Consider the following 17,889-nt stretch of genomic DNA (forward strand, 5'->3'; position numbering starts at 1 on the left):
GAACCTCACGCAGCCGACAGGCCCTCAGAGGTGGGGCCCCGCCGCAGCCAGGCCGTCGGCAGGAACACCGCGTCGGCCGCCAGCATCGCCAGCGAGAAGAACGGCAGGCCCAGCAGCACCGCGATCCCCGCGTGCTCCAGCATCATCACCACCAGCAGCACGTTCTTCAGCCGCCGGTTGAACACCAGGAAGGGGAAGCCGACCTGAAGCACGACCGTGCCGTAGCTCAGCAGGAAGACCAGCAGCAGGCTGGAGCCGAGCAGCGCCGAGAGGCCGGGCCAAGGCGTGAACAGGCCCAGGTGCAGCGGGTAGTAGAGGGCAGTGCCGTCCTGCCAGCGCGAGCCCTGCACCTTGTACCACCCGGCGGTGGAGTAGATCAGTGCGGTCTGCACGGCGATCACCAGCATCCCGCAGTTGTGCAGCATGGTGGCCAGCGCGTCGAGCACCGCCCGCAGCTCGCCCCCGGGCCGCCACCGGTCGACGCCCCACCAGACCCCGGCGACCGCCCACAGCCCCCACAGCCAGGGCGTCCAGCCGGGGGCGGTCGCGGCCAGCGCGGCACCCAGCACCACCCACAGCACCACCCCGCCCCAGCTAGCCCAGCCGCCACGGCCGGCCGGCCGCCGCCGGGCGTCCAGCGACCAGACCTGCGCCGAGCGAACGAGCACCAGGTAGAGGGCCATCAGGTGCACGACGTTGTCGCCGCCGTCGCCGACCAGCACGTCGCGGTTCTGCAGCGACAGCACCGTCACGGCGAACAGCACCCCGCTCGCCCGGGTGTGCCAACCCAGTGCGAACAGCACGGCGGCGGCGATCGCCAGGTGGTAGACCAGCTCGGACCAGAGCCTGCCGTGCTGCCAGCCGAGCACGGTGAACGCGTGCGTCCCGGCCAGCAGCCGGGCGGCCAGCTCGTCGGACCAGGGCGCCCGGTCGCCGTACAGCACCCGCCGCTCGGGCCACTCCCGCAGCAGGTACGCCGCCCAGGCCAGCCCGAAGCCGATCCGCACCACGGCCGCCTGGTACGGCCCGACGGCCCGTCCGGTGAACTGCGCCACCGCGTGCCGGGGGTTCACCCGAGCCCCTGACGGTCGGTCTCGTCCACCGGCCACCACGGCAGCACCCGGTCGGGCACGTCCGGCTCCGGCGCGGCGCTGCTCCACTGCGGCGGGGCTATCGGGGCGGTCCGCAGCCGGACCTGGACCTGGAGCACCCGCTCGCCCCCGGGCGCCGGCCCGATCCGCTGGAGGGCGACCCGCTTGAGGTACTCCTCGGCGAGCCGGCCCCGCTCGTCGGCCTGGCCGGTGCCGTCGGCGGGGTGGGTGGAGTCGTAGAACTCCCAGGCCCGGCGCAGCTGGTTCTGCGCGAGGTGACCGGGGACGGGGCTGTGCCGGATCGCCGCGAGATCCCGGCCCGTCAGGTCGACCCAGTCACCGGTGCGTATCCGCTGCTCGGCGGAGATGGTCTGCACCCGGGCGTCGAGGCCGAGGTTCTGCTGCAGCGGGTTGGGCGCGAAGAGCCGCCAGTTCTGCTCGAACTCGGGGTAGACGACGCGGTCGACCTGGCCCTGGTAGCGCTCTGACAGGGCGTTGGCGGGGGCGACGTGCAGCACCAGCGCGGCCAGGAAGACCGCCGTCGCGCCGACCATCCCGGCCCCGGCGACACCGAGCACCACCTTCGCGGGGGCGGACCAGGTGCGGGGCACGCCCGTCATCGTAGGGCCTGCCCCCGCACGGGCCCAGACCCTGGACGAGCCCCGGACGATCGGACGATCAGAGGACGAAGGCCGCCTGGCCCTGCCCGCTCACCATCGGGCGGCCCGCGGCCTCCCAGGCGAACATGCCGCCGTCGACGTTGACCGCCTCGCGGCCGAGACCGACCAGGTACTGGACGACCTGGGCGGAGCGGCCGCCGACCCGGCACATCACGTACAGCTTGCCCTCCGGCAGCTCGTCGAGCCGGGCGATGACCTCGCCGATCGGGACGTGCAGGGCGCCGTCCACGTGCCCGGCGTCCCACTCGTCCTGCTCGCGGACGTCGAGCAGCTGGGCGTCGGCGGGCACCGAGGCGGCGTCGGTGCTGGGCAGCTGGCTGAACATCGTCGGGTTCTCCTGAGTTCCGTGGTGGTGTCCACCATTGTGGCCCGCACTGTCATTGTGGCCCGCACCGTGGCCGGCGGCGGCGGCCTCCAGCTCCGAGAGCAGCCGGGTCAGCTCGTCCTGCCGCCCGGCGGCCCGGCCGAGCAGCTGCTCGGCGAGCTCCTCCAGCAGCCGGACCGGGTCCTGCGGGGCCAGCCGCAGCAGCTCGCCCATCGGCGTCTGCTCCAGCCGCACCTGCTCGGTGGCCAGCTTGCCGATCTTGCCGGTGAGCCACTCCAGCCGCTCGTTCAGCCAGCCGAGCCGGTCCGGGGCGTCGGGCGCGGGCGCCGCCTCGGGGGCCGTCCGCCACTCCTCGGCCAGCTCGCCCAGCGCCCTGCTGTCGCCGAGCGCGTACGCCTCGTTGACCCGGGTGATGAAGACCGAGCGGCGCTGCTGCTCGGCCGGGTCGGTGGTCAGGTCGGGGTGGGCCCGGCGGGCCAGCTCCCGGTAGACCCGCTGCGCCTCCTTGTCGGGGCGCACCCGCCTGGGCGGCTCGGGCTGCTCCGCCTCCCGGGGGCCGGGCTCCGGCATGCTGTCGAGCAGCGCGTCCAGATCGGGCAGCTCGTCGACCCGGCGGCGCGCCTCGGCGGCCCGCCGGAGGTCCTCCGGGTCACCCGTCCGCGCGGCGACGGCCTCGGCGACGAGCGCGTCCAGCTCGTCGAGCCGGGCGTAGAGCGGGCCGAGCAGCTCGTGGTGGATCAGCGCGAAGTTGTCGATCTCGACCCTGAGGGTCTCGACGTCGACCTCCAGCGTCAGCCAGGCCAGCTCGGTCGCGGCGACCCGCTCCTCCAGCTGCTGCCGCTCGGGGTCGGTCCACTGGACGGGGATCTCAGCGCTCACCTGCTCGCCTTCAGCTCAGGTACCTGCGGTACGGGCTGCCACCCTACCCGGGCGCCCACCGGCCGGTGGGCTGCTCCGATCGGATGAACCCGATGTGAAACAGGGCGTACGGAGGGTGACACGCAACTGATACTTACGAATCTCCCCGATTAGCTATCAGTCCCGGGCCTCTCCGTGCTTCGCTGGAAGGCGCACGCGCGGGCAGGCAGGGTGCCAGTGGGCACACTGCGACGGAGACCGCGCCGCACAGGTACACCGAGGAAGGCGCAGCGGCCAGGCGGGAGCAGACCGGATCCATGGCGGACGAGCCCAATTCCACACCGAGCATGCCGAACGGCGCCCCGGGCGGGCCGTCGGGCGCGCCCCCGGGCAGCGGCCGCCCTGCCGGGGTGGTCGCCCTGCTCCGGGTCGCCTCGGTGCTGGTCGATCCGGAGGGCAGGATCGACGGGTGGAACCGCGCCGCCGAGGAGCTCTTCGGCCACCGTGCCGAGGTCACACGCGGGCGGATGGCCTCCGGCTTGCTGCCCGCCCTCGAACCCCGGCCGGGGGCGGCGGGCCCCGGCCCGGCCGGCACCGGGCGCCGCTGCGACGCCTTCGACACCCTGGACGCGCTGACCCGGCCCGACGACACCCCCTGGGCTGGGGCGATGGCCGCGTTCGACCGCGAGGAGCGGCTGCGCGACATGCTCTGGTGGGCCTACCCGCTGGCCGACCCGGCCGGGCGCAGCCTGCTGGTGCTGGCCGCCGACGCCCGCCCGCTGCGCTCCGCCGGCCCACGGATCGCGCTCGGCGAACGACTGCTGCCGTACGCGGCGGCGCCGGGCTCGCTCGGCGGGTTCCACCGGGTCACCGCCGCCTTCACCTCCGCCGGGGCGGGCGGTGCCGCCGCCGTCGAGGGCTTACTGCCGCGCGGTCCGGGGGAGCGCCGGAGGCGGCTGCTCGGTCTGCTGACGGCGGACGCCCCGGCCCTCCTGGTCGACTCGGCGACCCGGCTGCCGGTGCTGCCGTACGAACCGGCCGGTGCCGGGGTGGCCCGGGTGGCGGCCGGGCTGGGCCGCCGCTACCCGACCGCCCAGCAGCGTGCCGTGCTGCCCCGGGCCGCCCGGCGCCCGCCGGAGCCCGCCCGGCCCGGCCCCGGCCAGGCCGCGATCGGCCTCCAGGTGCTGCCGACCGCCGATAGCGGTGTCCCCGGCCAGGCTCGCCGCCCGGTGCTCGCCCCCGCCGGACGGGCCAACGGCTCGTCCACCGTCCCGACTCCGGGAGGCCCCACCATCGAACCTTCCGTCAACGGCCACGCCCCGGCCCGCGCCGCGCAGCTGCCCGCCCAGCCCTCCCCGACAGTGGAGGTGCTGACCACCCATCAGGCGGGGGAGCAGCTGGCCCTGCTGAGCGAGGTCGGCGCCAGCGTCGGCACCACCCTCGATCTGGACACCACCGCCCGCGAGCTGTGCGACGTGCTCGTCCCCCGGGTCGCCGACTTCGCCTGCGTCGACCTGCTGGACGACCTGATCTCCGACTCCGAGCTGCCGCTCGGCCGCCCGGACGACGCGACCTCGCTGCGCCGGGTGGCCCGCTCCTTCAACGCCGCCTCCGGCCACTGGGAGCACGTACTGGAGGAGGGCGCGCTGCTGGCCATGCCGCGCTCCACCCCGCCGGGCCTGGCCCTCCAGGAGAACCAGCCGGTGCTGGTGCCGGTGATCAGCGCGGACGTCGCCGTCGAGTACGCCGTCTCGCTCGGCAGCCAGAACCTCGCCCCGATAGTGGTCGGCCGCTCGATGCTGGTGCTGCCGCTCTCCGCCCGGGGCACCGTGCTGGGCATCCTCAAACTGCTCCGGCTGCCCGACCGCGCGCCGTTCGACAAGAGCGACGCTGCGACGCTGCGCGAGCTGGCCGCCCGCGCCGCCCTCTCGTTGGACAACGCCCGGCTGCACCGGGCCGAGTCCAAGGTCGCCACCACGCTCCAGCGGAGCATGATCCCGACCCGGCCGCCGAAGATCCCGGGCGTGCAGATCGCCCACCGCTACATGCCGGGCGACCGCCGCGCGGAGGTCGGCGGCGACTGGTTCGACGCGATCCAGCTGCCCGGCAGCCGGGTCGCCCTGGTGGTCGGCGACGTGATGGGCCACGGCCTGCACTCGGCCGCCGCGATGGGCCGCTTCCGCACCGCGATGCAGACCCTGGCCGCGCTCGACCTGCCGCCGGGCCAGCTGCTGCGCCACCTGGACAACCTCGCCCACAAGCTGGGCGACGACCACCTGGCGACCTGCCTGTACGCGGTCTACGACCCGATCAACCGCACCTGCGAGCTGGCCAGCGCCGGGCACGTCCCGCCGGTGCTGGTGCACCCCGACGGCAGCGGCGAGCTGCTGGAGATCCCGGCGGGCGCGCCGATCGGGGTCGGCGGGGTGCCGTTCGTCGCGAAGAAGATCGACGTGGTGGACGGCTCGATGCTGGTGATGTGCACCGACGGCCTGGTCGAGGTCCGGGGCGGTGACATAGGAGCCGGGCTGGCCGCGCTCTGCGGCAACCTGATCGACCCGAAGCAGAGCCCCGAGGAGGCCTGCGACGTCGTGCTGGAGCGGCTGCACTCGGAGGATCGGCAGGACGACATCGCCCTGCTGGTGGCTCGCTTCGACGGCGTCGCCCCGACCGAGGTGGCGACGTGGGAGCTGGCGGTGAACACCGAGGAGGTCCGCCACGCCCGCGCCCTGGTCCGCGAGCAGCTCGCCGCCTGGCACCTCAGCGCCCTCACCGACACCGTCGAACTGCTGGTCAGCGAGTTGGTCACGAACGCCGTCCGGGTCGCCCGCGACCACGTCCAGCTCCAGCTGATCCGGGTCGACAAACTGCTGGTCGAGGTCAGCGACGACAACCACAACCTGCCCTCGCTGGAGCCCTCCGAAGAGCTCGACGAGGACGGCCGCGGCCTCAACCTGGTCAGCAAACTCGCCGAACGCTGGGGCACCGCCCGCAAGGCCGTCGGAAAGGTCGTCTGGTTCGAGATGGCCCTCCCCCGGGGCTGATCCCGACCGGCCGGCCCCCCGGGGGCTCAGCGCGCGGCGGTCACGGCCCGCCGCCGCCGGGCCTCCGTGGCGATGAACGTCGCCGCGCCGACGCCGGCCAGGACGCGCGGCCAGAAGTCCCCGAAGACCTCGACGGAGACGGCGATCAGGACGGCGGCGATCAGCGCGACGACGTGCTCCAGACCGGCCAGGTTCGGCAGCACCACGGCCTCGCTGACCATCACGGCGATCACCGTGCCGCCCGTCCACCAGGCGCGGCAGCGGAAGGCGATGCACACCGCGAGCGCCACCACGGCGGCCGACGGGCCGGTGTCCCGGACGTAGCCGACCCACTTGGGGAAGCCGAAGAGGTGATCCGGGCCGAGGTCGACGCCCACCCGGGCGAACAGCGTCCCGGCGAGGGTGCAGAGGTACGCCACGACCAGCGTCATCCGCCGGCCGAGCACGATCTCGGCGACGCCGAAGACCACCAGCACCTGGGCCAGCGCACCCCAGACCGGCAGGTCCAGCGCGGGCACGTACAGCGAGAGAGGGGTGCGCAGCAGCGAGACGTCGAGCGGCAGCGAGGCCTTGACCACGCCGAGCTGGGTGACCAGCCGCTCCCCGCCGGGCAGGTGCTGGACGATGCTGAACAGCAGGATCAGGAGCGTCGCCGCCGTCGCCAGCGGGATCGCGGCGAAGCGCTTGCGCACCAGCTGCTCCCGGACGGCGGCGAAGAGCGCCCCCCACTCGGCGACAGCGGCCCGTCTGGCATACGCCAGCGGCCCCTTTCGCACGCCCCCCGCGTGGGTGTTCTGGTTCACAGCTGCTGCTCCCGTTCGATCCCTCTCGGTCCAACACGTTTCGTGCGCGGAACCATCCACCCCGGATGCTGCCGCAGACCACTACATCCACACTAAGGACCCGCTATACGGAATGCCTCAGCTTGAAAGGGGAATCGCGGCTCATCCTGAAGAGTGAGAAAACCCTGAGGACAACCCCCCGTCGGCAGGTGCCGACCCTGACGGGGTACGACCTGAGATGTCGTCCTCCAGGTATGTGCGGGGTGTCCGAGCAGGTCAGCCGGTAATTCCGGTGCACCTGTCGGCCGCCCTCCGCCCCCCGGCGGAGGGACTACCCCTTCCCACCGCGCTCCGCCACCGGCAGCCCGGCGGAGTCCGCCGAAGCGGCCGCCCGGACATGTCGACGACGGAACAGGGCGGGGAGGCTCGGTACGGTGATGAAGCCCTCCGCACGGGCGCTGGCGATGCCGATCCGGGGGATCTCGCTGCTCTTCTCGAACAGCAGATAGCGCGGTTCCCAGATCGGCCGGTACTTCGCATTCGCCCGGTAGAGCGACTCGATCTGCCACCAGCGGGAGAAGAAGCCCAGCACGGAGCGCCAGAGCCGGAGCACCGGGCCGGCCCCGAGCTTCGATCCGCGCTCGAAGACGGAGCGGAACATCGCGAAGTTGAGCGATACGCGTTCCAGTTCGACGTCCTTGGATCCCTGGAGGAGTTCGATCACCATGAATTCCATCAGGCCGTTCTCGGTGTCCCTCGCACGGCGCATCAGATCGAGCGAGAGGCCCTTGTCGCCCCAGGGCACGAAACTCAGCAGAGCCTGCAGCTCACCTGCGCCGTCGTGGCATTCGAGCATCACGCAGCGGCCGTCGTCCGGGTCGCCGAGGCGTCCCAGCGCCATCGAGAAGCCGCGCTCGGTGGCGCCGTCCCGCCAGTGGTCCGCCTTCTCCACCAGCTCGGCCATCTCCGCCTCGGGGATGTCCTCGTGCCGCCGGACCCGCACCGTGTACCCGGCCCGCTTCACCCGGTTGTACGCCTGCCGGACGACCCGCATCGCGCGGCCCTCCAGCGAGAACTCGTCCAGCTCGACGATCGCCTCGTCACCCAGCTCCAGCGCGTCCAGCCCGTGCCGGGCGTAGATCACCCCGGCCTCCTCGGAGGCCCCCATCACGGCGGGCGCCCAGGCGTGCTCGCGGGCCTCCGCGAGCCAGCACTCGATCGCCCCGGGCCAGGCCTCCGGGTCACCGATCGGGTCGCCCGAGGCCAGTGAGACCCCGCCGACCACCCGGTAGGTGACCGCCGCCTTGCCGCTCGGCGAGAAGACCACCGCCTTGTCCCGGCGCAGCGCGAAGTACCCGAGCGAATCCCGCCCGCCCTGCCGGTCCAGCAGCTCCCGCAGCCGGGCCTCGTCCTCCGGCGTCAGCAGCTCCTGCCCACGCGGGCTGCGGAACACCACGTACAGCACCAGCAGGAAGAGCACCGCGCCCATCGCGTTGATGAAGGCGTTCACCCAGGTCGGGGCGTTGATCACGTCGATCGAGTGCTCGGACGGCTGAAGGGTGATCATCCGGGCCACCGAGTACCCGAAGCGGTCACCGAAGGTCGAGCCCGAGAGAGTGTTGGTCGCCCCGACCAGCAGCGCGCCCAGCCCGCCGCCGAACACCAGCCCGCCGAAGAAGGTCGCCACCCCGATCTTCGGGTTCGAGCGGTCCCCCTTGGAGGTGAACTCCGCCCGGCCGACCAGGCAGGCCAGGAAGAACAGGCCGGTCAGCACGGTCGAGACGTAGTTCAGCGGGTGCGTGCTGAACTTCAGCCCCTCCTCCGGCCAGATCATCGCCACCAGGTAGAGCAGGAAGAACAACCCGGACAGCGCCACGTTGAAGATCCACGCTGCCCGCTTGCGCCGCCGCATCGCCACCGCGAGGAAGAGCGACAGCACCACCGAGGTCAGACCGGCGGTCAGCAGGTACGGGAGGAAGAACTCACCCTCGTTGTGGTGCCGCACCTGGGTGCGGAAGGGCACCGCGAGCACCGCGACCAGGTTCAGCAGCGCCAGCAGGCGCAGGTACCAGACCGTCATTGCGGCGGCCCGCGGGCGCCAGCGGGCCAGTGCCCGCGCGGCGGCGCCGGGGCTCGGGTCGGGAACGGCGGACGGCTCCGGCTTCACGGTGGAGGACACAGGTCAATTCCAAACGATCAGTTGGGGGAGCGCATCCGCACTGGGGTGCAGTTTCCATGGTTGCTCACCACCGATGAGAATTGTGTGAACCCGACTGCGGATTCAACCCCCGCCGATCGGCGGGGTCGGTACCCCCGCACCCGGCAGGTCTTAGGCTCAGTACATCCGAGCAGCCCGTACCCCCAGGAGAGAACCATGACCCCGATCCGCGTCCTCATCGTGGACGACGAGGTCCTGGTCCGTTCCGGACTCGGACTCATCGTCGGCTCCGCCCCCGACCTGGAGGTGGTCGGCGACTGCTCCGGCGGCCAGGCCGAGGCGAAGGCCGCGGAACTGCGCCCGCACGTCGTGCTGCTCGACATCCGGATGCCCGACCTGGACGGCATCTCCGCCCTCCGCCGCCTGCGCGCGCTGCCGGATCCGCCCGCCGTCGCGATGCTCACCACCTTCGACACCGACGAGTACATCGGCACCGCGCTGCGCTCCGGCGCCGCCGGGTTCCTGCTCAAGGACACCGCCCCCGAGCAGCTGGTGCACGCCGTCCGGGTGCTCGCCGCGGGCGGCAGCATGCTCTCCCCCACCGTCACCCGCACCGTCATCGGCGGCTACGTCGAGGGCGGCGGCCCGGACACCGACGCGACGGCGCTCACCCGCAGCCTGACCGGCCGCGAGCTCGACGTGCTCGCGCTGCTCGGCGAGGGCCTCTCCAACGCCGAGATAGCCGACCGGCTGTTCCTCGGCACCGGCACCGTCAAGGACCACATCAGCGCCATCCTGGGCAAGCTCGGCGCCGCCAACCGGGTGCAGGCCGCCGTCGTCGCCAACCGCGCCGGGCTGGTCCGCAACCCCCAGCAGCCCGAGGCATGAGCGACGCCGGGCCGTCGCGCCGCCCGGCCTGGACGACCACGCCCTGGCTGATGCTGGCCCTGCCCGTCCTGCTCTCCGCCGTCGACGCGGCGCTGGTCGCCAAGGGCGCCGCCTGGTGGCAGCTCGCGCTCTCCGCCCTCGCCGCGCTCGCGCTGCCGCTGCGCCGCCGCAGACCCGTGCTGGTCCTGCTGCTGGTGCTGCCCGGCACCTTCTTCACGTACATCTGGATCGCCCCGATCGTCGCGGTCTACTCGGTGGCCGCCCACCGGGCGCAGTCCCGCGTCACGGTGCTCTGCGCCACCGCCTTCGCGCTGGCCGAGTTCCTGCACTGGCCGCTCTCCGACCACCCGCTCGCCCTCGACCGGGACACCGCGCTCGACGCGATCCAGTCCGTGATGCTCGGCGCCGGGCCGGCCGCCCTCGGGCTGCTCTCCCGCACCCGGCACGAGCTCGCCTCCCGGCTGGACGAGCTGACCCGGGGCCGGCAGCGCGAGAACCGGCTGCTCACCGAGCAGGTGCTCGCCACCGAGCGGGCCCGGCTGGCCCGCGAGATGCACGACGTCGTCTCGCACCAGGTCAGCCTGATCAGCGTGCAGGCCGGTGCGCTCCAGGTCAGCACCCCGGACCCGACGGCCAAGGACACCGCCCGGACGATCCGCGAGCTCTCCGTTCGCACCCTGGAGGAGCTGCGGCAGATGGTCGGGGTGCTGCGCGCGGCGGGCCTGCGGCCCGGCGTGCCGCTGGCGCCGCAGCCGCGCCTGGCCGATCTGCCACGGCTGGTCGAGGACAGCGGCCTGACCGTCCGCGCCGAGCTCTCCCCCGGTGACCGCCCCTGGCCGGAGAGCGTGGAGCGGGCCGCGTACCGGACGGTGCAGGAGGCGCTCACCAACATCGGCAAGCACGCCCGCGGCTCCGCCGTCGACGTCCGGATCGCCGCCCGGGGCAGCCGCCTGCTGGTCGAGGTCCGCAACGGGCCGCCGCCGCGCCCGGCGGGCCCGGCGCCCGCACCCGAGCTCCCCGGCGGCGGCCACGGCCTGGTCGGCCTGCGCGAGCGGGCCCAGCTGCTCGGCGGCACGTTCACCGCCGTGCCGACCCCGGACGGCGGCTTCGTGGTCCGGGCCGAGCTCCCGGCGGGCGGCGAGTAGGCAGTCGGCGAGTAGGCGGCCGGCCAAACAGAACGGTGCCCTCCCCCGGAGGGAAGGGCACCGCGTCAGCTGAAGGTCAGCTACTGCTCAGTGATCGATCAGTTGCTGTAGTAGCCGAAGATGTCGGCGACGACCTGGGTGGTGCCCCAGCCGAAGGCCGCGACGTCGACCTTGCCGTGGTACGCGGGGACGGTCACCAGGTTGGCGATCGTGTTGCCCTGCGACCAGTTCAGGTTGGACGCCAGCGGACGGGTGGAGCCGTCCGCCCACGCGGTCAGGTAGCCCGGACCGGTGGTGCCGGTGACGGTGACGTTGAGGACGACCGAGGTCGCCTCCCACGGCACGCGCTTGTTGGAGTCGGTCAGCTGGATCGGGTGCACCTGGCCGTTGCTGAGGGGGCCGGTGGAGTACCGGGTGTCCTCGACGCGGGTCGGGTTGACGGCGTGGAACTTGCCGCCGGTCGCCGTGGGGGAGAAGGCCCCCGCGATGTCCACCACGATGTCGGTGGCGAGCGGGCTGCCGTTGAACAGGGTGACCTTGCCGTCGGCGCCGATCGGCACGATCACGGCGTTCGGGACGGTCTGGCCGCCGGTCCAGTTCAGGTTCGAGGCCAGCGGACGGGTGCCGCCGTTCGGGTAGGCCGTCAGGTAGCCGCCGTAGGCGGTGTCCGTGACGGTCACGTTCAGCACCGCAGCGGTGGCGTCGGCCGGGACGCCGGCCTTGCCGCCGACCTGGAGCTGGATCTCGGACTTGCCGCCGACGGTGCCGTGGCCCGAGCCGTTGCGGGTGTCCATCAGACGGGTCGGGGCGATCGGCTTCAGCTGGGCGCCCGAGCCCGAGGTGGTGTAGTAGCCGGCGATGTCGGCGACGAAGTCCGACGCACCCCAGCTGCCGTTGAAGAGGCTGACCTTGCCGTCGGCGCTGACCGGGACGGTCACCAGGTTCGGCACGGTCTGACCGGCGGTCCAGTTCAGGTTGGACGAGAGCGGACGCGGGGTGCCGGTCGGGAAGGCGGTGAGGAAGCCGCCGCCCGCGGTGTCGGCCACCGTGGTGTTGATGACGACGGCGGAGACGCCGGTCGCCGGGACGCCACCGCGACCGCCGACCTCCAGCTCGTAGACGCCCTGGGCGGCGACGGTGCCGTGGCCCGAGCCGTTACGGGTGTCCAGCAGACGGGTCGGCGCGACCGGCACGTAGGTGGCGGCCGGGGCGCAGACGGTGTCGATCAGCTGAGCGGCCTTCGGAGTGCCGAGGCCGGTCGCCATGTCGTAGCCCGCAGCGGCGGCGAAGCGCCCGCCCTGGGCACCGATGTCGTTGTTGCCGGAGGTGACGTCCCTCAGCGGGCTCTTGCCGAAGCGGGCCGCCTGGTACAGCGGCTGGTTCAGCAGACCGACCCGGCCGGAGCACTTGTGCGAGGCGTTAACGTGCGCGGCGACCGCTGCCCACAGCGGGGCTGCGCCACTGGTGCCACCGATCGTGTACCAGTAGCCGCCGTTGGAGAGCAGGTACCCGGCAGCCGGGTCGGCGAGCGCGGCCACGTCGGGGGACTGTCGGCAGGTCGTCCCGCTCGGGCCCTCGCAGAAGCTGTTGTTGAAGCCGGGGCCGGTGAAGCCCGCCTGGAAGTTGGTGGCGCTCGACATCGCGTTGTAGGTGATGCCACCGCCGGAGGCGCCACCGTCGTGGTTCCAGACCACCTCGGAGGGGCTGCTCAGGCTGCCGGACAGCGTGGTGCCGCCGACGCCGGTGACGTACGGCTGCCCGGACGGGTCGTCCGCGCTCTGGTGGTACAGGACGCTCTGGTCGGTGGTGTTGAGGTTCGCGCAGGAGCTCGACCCGTTGTCACCGGAAGCGATGACCACGGTCTGACCCTGCAGCGCGGCCTGCAGGAAGGCGTCGTTCTCGGCGCTCCGGATGGAGTCCGACACCACGTAGTCGCAGATGCCCCAGCTGGAGGAGATGACGTCGGCGCGGTTGTCGGCGACGATCTGCCGGTAGGTGGCGACCGCATCGGGGAGACGCGCGTGGTCCGGGCCCTGGTAGAAGAGCACGTTGGCCTTGGGCGCCAGACCGACGACGGTGTCGATGTCGAGGGCCGCCTCGAAGCCTACCGAGGTGTCGTCCGCCGGCAGGCGGGTGCCGCCGCCGACCGAGACGGTCTCGATCGACGTGTTGGTGCCGTAGCAGTTCTGGAAGTTCTGGAAGCCCTCGGCCGAGTACGACTCCAGCGAGAAGATCGCCACGGTCGAGCCGGCGCCGCCGTCATTCAGGCTGTCCAGGCCGTAGACCTGGGCGAGCGAGGCAGGGCTGTAGTAGTTCTGGCCGTCGTACTTGTTGCCGTTGCCCAGGCCGGTCTTGACCGACTGGCAGAGCTGCGGGTACGAGGACACCGCAGCGGCGTTCAGACCGCCCGTGGCCGCCGATGCCGATGTCTTGACGCGCTGGGTACCACGGTTGTGGGCCGTCGGCACGGCGACGTTGTCCAGGCCGACGACGGCCTTGACGGCACCCGCCACATCGCCGCGCATCTGCGGGGCGACGGTGTTGCGGTAGCCGGTCGTGCCGTCGGAGAGCTTGTAGCCCGCCATGTCGACGTTGAACGCCTTCTTGGCGGCCTCGACCGTGGTGTGCACCGGGATGGTCAGCCCGTCGGACCCCACGGGGCCGGGGTTGAGACCCTGGTCCTTGAGCGACTGGGTGACCTTGGCGACGGTCGCCGGGTCGGCGCCGAAGCGCTTCCCGAACTCACCGGTGGCCAGGTAGTGGTGGTACTCGGCCGCGTTGGGATCGGTGACCGCCGTGGCGAGCGCCTTCGCGCCGGCCTCGTCACGCATCGCGAGACTGACCGAGACGTCGAGGGCGGTGTCGCCCGCCGGGTCGGCGATCTTGACCGCGCCACTGGGCAGCTGGGCTGGCTGCCCGCCGACCCGCTGCGGGGCGAGCGCGTCGGCCGGGGCGGCCATGGCGGTCGGCAGACCGGCCCCGGTGACGAGGGCGGCCGTCACGACGGCGAGGGTGGTCGCGCGGCCCAGTGAGCCTCGTATGCGTGGCGTCCGGTGAGGACCCGACGGATCGGTCATCCGCGTTCTCCTTGGGATGGCTGTGGCGGGAACAGGCGGAATTCCGGGACAGCTCGACCCCATGTACGACTGAAGAACGTTGCTCAGCCCCCACGAATCAACCACTGGGGGAGAGAGGCGAATTGACGCTATTAGCGCTAAATCCGGACATCTCTCTCTGGACCTGCCAGCGGAATTCCTGATGAGCTTTTTATCAGCCTGGACGGACAGCTCAGCCACCAGGGCACCAGGCTTTGCCAATCGGAGACCTGGGTGGACGGCAGGTGGCCGGGCAGACAAAAAACCCCGCAGATCCGAAGATCTGCGGGGTTTCGCTGTGCGCGAGGGGGGAGTTGAACCCCCACGCCCTTTCGGGCACTGGAACCTGAATCCAGCGCGTCTGCCATTCCGCCACTCGCGCATGAGTGATGTCGTTCTGGATACTACCCTGACCTCCGACCCGCTCCGAACCCTGCGGTTCTCGGCTGGTCTTCCGTCCGGCTCCCTTGCGGGCGCCCCTTCCGACATGGAAAACATTAGCACGCTCGCCGGGTCACCTACGAATCCCTTCCCACGCCAGGGGCAACCGGGTGCAGGCGAACGGGTGACCGAGGGGTGAGCGGGCCCCTCCCCGGGTAGCCCTGGCATGCCCCGCACGGAGGCGTGTGCCGGGGCTCACCCCCGGGTACCGCCCGCGCGGGGAACCGTACGGATGGCTCGGGCGTGGATACGATCAGTACGGAAGTACCGCTAGTAGGGCCCGCACGAGAGCCCGACCGAAGCCCTTGGAAGGGGGTGCCCCATGGGAGTCCTGAAGAAGTTCGAGCAGCGACTTGAGGGTCTCGTCAACGGCACCTTCGCGAAGGTCTTCAAGTCCGAGGTCCAGCCCGTGGAGATCGCCGGAGCGCTGCAGCGCGAGTGCGACAACAACGCCACCATCTGGAACCGGGACCGCACCGTCGTCCCCAACGACTTCATCGTCGAGCTCAGCGCCCACGACCACGAGCGGCTCAGCCCGTACTCCGGGCAGCTCGGCACCGAGCTGGCCGGCATGGTCCGCGAGTACGCCGAGGCGCAGCGCTACAGCTTCATGGGCCCGCTCCAGGTCAGCCTGGAGCGCGCCGACGACCTCGACACCGGCCTGTACCGGGTGCGCAGCCGCACCCTGGCCGCCGAGGAGCCGCCGCCCGCCGCACCGCCGCAGGCCCAGCCCGGCTACGGGCGCCCGCCGACGCCGCCCGCCCCCGGCGCACCGTGGCAGCAGCAGGGCGCGGCCCCGTACGGCGCGCCGCCGCCCCCCGTCGCACCCCCGTCGATGCCCCCGGCCACGCCGCCCGCCCAGCAGGTGCCGAGCGGCGGCAACGTCCGCCCGTTCCCCGGCGCGGGCCACACCGCGGCGGCCACCCGGCGCTGGATCGAGGTCAACGGCGCCCGCCACCAGATCACCGGCAACGCCTGCGTACTGGGCCGCTCGACCGAGGCGGACGTCCGGATCGACGACCCCGGCGTCTCCCGCAAGCACGCCGAGATCCGCCCCGGCACACCCGCGATGGTGCTCGACCTCGGCTCGACCAATGGCATCGTGGTGGACGGACAGCACACCCAGCGCGCTACGCTCCGCGACGGCTCCAGGATCGTCCTGGGGAGCACCACCATCGTCTACCGACAGGTCGAAGGGTAGAGCGCGCACCTATGTCAGAACTGACCCTGACGGTCATGCGGCTCGGCTTCCTGGCCGTGCTGTGGCTGTTCGTCATCGTCGCGGTGCAGGTGATCCGCAGTGACCTGTTCGGCACCAAGGTGAACCCGCGCAGCTCCCGCCGGGCCGCCGCCACCGCGCCCGCCCCGGCCCAGGGGCGGCCCGCGCAGCAGCCGCCGCAGCAGCAGACCGCCGCCACCCAGGCCCAGCCCAGGCAGCGCCGGGGAGCCCCGTCGCAGCTGGTCGTCGTGCAGGGCTCGCTGGCCGGCACCACCGTCGCGCTCCAGGGCCAGACGATCACGCTCGGCCGGGCCCACGACTCCACCATCGTGCTCGACGACGACTACGCCTCCTCCCGGCATGCCAGGATCTACCCGGATCAGACTGGGCAGTGGACGGTCGAGGATCTAGGCTCCACCAACGGCACCTATCTGGACCGGCAGCGCCTCACGGCGCCGACCCCGCTCCAGCCGGGCATGCCGATCCGTATCGGCAGGACCGTCATCGAACTGCGGAAGTAGTAGCGCATGAGGGCAAGCACCCCGTATCTGTACAGCCGCCACCCCGGGGCCGCTTCCGTGCGCACTCCTGCCCAGGGTGGGAACCAGAGGGAGACCCGGTCCGTATGAGTCTCGTGCTGCGCTTCGCCGCCGGTTCCCACAAGGGTCTGATCCGGGAGGGGAACGAGGACTCCGGCTACGCCGGGCCCCGGCTGCTCGCCGTCGCCGACGGCATGGGCGGGGCGGCGGCCGGTGAGGTCGCCTCCTCCGAGGTGCTCGGCTCGATCGTCCGGCTGGACGAGGACGTGCCCGGCGCCGACCTGCTCACCCTGCTGCACGACTCCGTGCAGGGCGCCAACGAGCGCCTGCGGCAGATGGTCGAGGACGACCCACAGCTCGAAGGCATGGGCTGCACCCTCACCGCGCTGCTCTGGACGGGCCAGCGGATGGGCCTGGTGCACATCGGCGACTCCCGGGCCTACCTGCTGCGCGACGGCCGGCTCGACCAGATCACCCAGGACCACACCTGGGTGCAGCGGCTGGTCGACGAGGGCCGGATCACGCCCGAGGAGGCCGAGACCCACCCGCAGCGCTCGCTGCTGATGCGCGCCCTGGACGGCCGCGGCCAGGTCGAGCCCGACCTGTCGATCCGCGAGGTCCGGGCCGGCGACCGCTACCTGATCTGCTCCGACGGGCTCTCCGGCCCGGTCAGCCACCAGACCCTGGAGGAGACGCTCGGGAGCTTCTACTCCCCCGAGCAGACCTGCCAGGAGCTGATCCAGCTCGCCCTGCGCGGCGGCGGCCCCGACAACATCACCTGCATCGTCGCGGACGTCATCGACGTCGGCGCCACCGACACCCTGAGCGGCCGCCTGACCGACACCCCGGTGGTGGTCGGCGCCGTCGCGGACACCCCTCCGGCGGGCGCGCAGGACCACCTGGTGCCGAACACCCCGGCCGGCCGCGCGGCCGGCCTCGGCCGCCGCCCGCAGGCCCCGCAGGGCGCCTTCGGCCCGGCCAGCGGCTACGACGGCGCGACGCCCGGCTTCGGCCCGGCCGAGGGCTACCAGCAGGAGGCGTACGGCCAGGACGGCCACGGTCCGGACTCCTACGGCCAGGACGCGTACGGCGACGGCCAGGACGGCCCGCAGGCGTACGAGGACGACCACCAGCCGGCGCGTTCGCACCGCAAGGGCCGCCGCTGGCTCAAGGTCTCGCTGGCGGTCGCCGTCACGCTCGGCCTGGTCGGCGGGGCCGGGTACTTCGGCTGGCGCTGGACGCAGGACCAGTACTACGTCGGCGCGGACGGCGACGTCGTCGCCGTCTACCGGGGCGTCAACCAGAACCTGGCCGGGCTGAGCCTCTCCTCGGTCTACCAGCAGTACGGCGACGTCGAGCTCAAGTACCTGCCCGCCTACCAGCGCACGCAGGTCAGCAACACCATCCAGGCCAAGAGCCTGGACGACGCCCGTGACCAGGTGACGCACCTGGGCGCCCAGGCCGCCGTCTGCAAGAAGCTCGCCGGGGGCACGCCCGCCACCGCGCCGAGCCCCGAACCGAGCCCGAGCCCGTCCGTTCCGGCCCAGAGCCCCGGCCCCGCCAGCGCACCGCCGCTGAGCACGCAGGAGCAGGCACTGGCCGCGAACTGCCCGGCCAAGTGAGC

At 72.6% G+C, this 17,889-nt stretch carries 12 protein-coding genes and 1 tRNA gene; 6 read left to right on the plus strand and 7 right to left on the minus strand.

Going from position 1 to position 17,889, the window contains the following annotated elements; genetic code table 11:
* Positions 1 to 5: 5 nt before the first annotated feature.
* The 3 genes from ACR68M_RS15710 to ACR68M_RS15720 form a co-directional block, all read right to left on the minus strand.
* Positions 6 to 1,073 (minus strand): HTTM domain-containing protein, encoded by a 1,068-nt coding sequence (locus tag ACR68M_RS15710; RefSeq protein WP_441251119.1) that lies wholly within the window; start codon positions 1,071 to 1,073, stop codon positions 6 to 8.
* Positions 1,070 to 1,702, minus strand: a complete 633-nt coding sequence (locus ACR68M_RS15715; protein ID WP_441251120.1) for a DUF5819 family protein — start codon at positions 1,700 to 1,702, stop codon at positions 1,070 to 1,072. The genes ACR68M_RS15710 and ACR68M_RS15715 overlap by 4 nt, the downstream gene beginning before the upstream one ends.
* 67 nt (positions 1,703 to 1,769) lie before the next feature.
* The gene (locus ACR68M_RS15720; protein ID WP_441251121.1) at positions 1,770 to 2,975 is read right to left on the minus strand and encodes a rhodanese-like domain-containing protein; all 1,206 of its coding nucleotides are present in this window, start codon (positions 2,973 to 2,975) and stop codon (positions 1,770 to 1,772) included.
* A 296-nt stretch (positions 2,976 to 3,271) separates the two neighbouring features.
* Here ACR68M_RS15720 and ACR68M_RS15725 point away from each other — a divergent pair, with 296 nt between their 5' ends.
* Positions 3,272 to 5,998: a SpoIIE family protein phosphatase gene (locus tag ACR68M_RS15725; protein ID WP_441251122.1), complete on the plus strand. Its 2,727-nt coding sequence runs from the start codon at positions 3,272 to 3,274 to the stop codon at positions 5,996 to 5,998.
* A 26-nt stretch (positions 5,999 to 6,024) separates the two neighbouring features.
* Here the strand turns inward: ACR68M_RS15725 and ACR68M_RS15730 are convergent, their stop codons facing one another.
* Complete coding sequence (locus ACR68M_RS15730; RefSeq protein ID WP_441251123.1) at positions 6,025 to 6,801, minus strand: hypothetical protein; 777 nt, start codon at positions 6,799 to 6,801, stop codon at positions 6,025 to 6,027.
* 310 nt (positions 6,802 to 7,111) lie between these two features.
* Positions 7,112 to 8,860 (minus strand): phosphatidylglycerol lysyltransferase domain-containing protein, encoded by a 1,749-nt coding sequence (locus ACR68M_RS15735; RefSeq protein ID WP_441251626.1) that lies wholly within the window; start codon positions 8,858 to 8,860, stop codon positions 7,112 to 7,114.
* A 294-nt stretch (positions 8,861 to 9,154) separates the two neighbouring features.
* Between ACR68M_RS15735 and ACR68M_RS15740 the strand changes: the two genes are divergently transcribed.
* Both ACR68M_RS15740 and ACR68M_RS15745 read left to right on the plus strand, forming a co-directional pair.
* Positions 9,155 to 9,826, plus strand: a complete 672-nt coding sequence (locus tag ACR68M_RS15740) for a response regulator (protein ID WP_441251124.1) — start codon at positions 9,155 to 9,157, stop codon at positions 9,824 to 9,826.
* Positions 9,823 to 10,971: a sensor histidine kinase gene (locus tag ACR68M_RS15745; protein WP_441251125.1), complete on the plus strand. Its 1,149-nt coding sequence runs from the start codon at positions 9,823 to 9,825 to the stop codon at positions 10,969 to 10,971. Before ACR68M_RS15740 ends, ACR68M_RS15745 begins: the two co-directional genes overlap by 4 nt.
* A gap of 98 nt (positions 10,972 to 11,069) precedes the next feature.
* Here ACR68M_RS15745 and ACR68M_RS15750 read toward each other — a convergent pair whose 3' ends face one another.
* Positions 11,070 to 14,048, minus strand: coding sequence for a S53 family peptidase (locus ACR68M_RS15750; RefSeq protein ID WP_441251126.1), 2,979 nt, complete (start codon positions 14,046 to 14,048; stop codon positions 11,070 to 11,072).
* A 317-nt stretch (positions 14,049 to 14,365) separates the two neighbouring features.
* A tRNA-Leu gene (locus tag ACR68M_RS15755) sits at positions 14,366 to 14,448 on the minus strand.
* A 381-nt stretch (positions 14,449 to 14,829) separates the two neighbouring features.
* On the opposite strand from ACR68M_RS15755, the gene ACR68M_RS15760 reads away from it, so the two are divergent.
* The 3 genes from ACR68M_RS15760 (at position 14,830) to ACR68M_RS15770 (ending at position 17,887) form a co-directional block, all read left to right on the plus strand.
* Positions 14,830 to 15,708, plus strand: a complete 879-nt coding sequence (locus ACR68M_RS15760) for an FhaA domain-containing protein (RefSeq protein WP_441251127.1) — start codon at positions 14,830 to 14,832, stop codon at positions 15,706 to 15,708.
* 11 nt (positions 15,709 to 15,719) lie between these two features.
* On the plus strand, positions 15,720 to 16,247 hold the full coding sequence (locus ACR68M_RS15765) for an FHA domain-containing protein FhaB/FipA (RefSeq protein WP_441251128.1): 528 nt from the start codon (positions 15,720 to 15,722) through the stop codon (positions 16,245 to 16,247).
* A gap of 104 nt (positions 16,248 to 16,351) precedes the next feature.
* Positions 16,352 to 17,887: a PP2C family protein-serine/threonine phosphatase gene (locus ACR68M_RS15770; protein WP_441251129.1), complete on the plus strand. Its 1,536-nt coding sequence runs from the start codon at positions 16,352 to 16,354 to the stop codon at positions 17,885 to 17,887.
* Positions 17,888 to 17,889 lie beyond the last annotated feature (2 nt).

It is taken from the genome of Kitasatospora sp. McL0602 (assembly GCF_052076145.1).
Taxonomy (GTDB): domain Bacteria; phylum Actinomycetota; class Actinomycetes; order Streptomycetales; family Streptomycetaceae; genus Kitasatospora.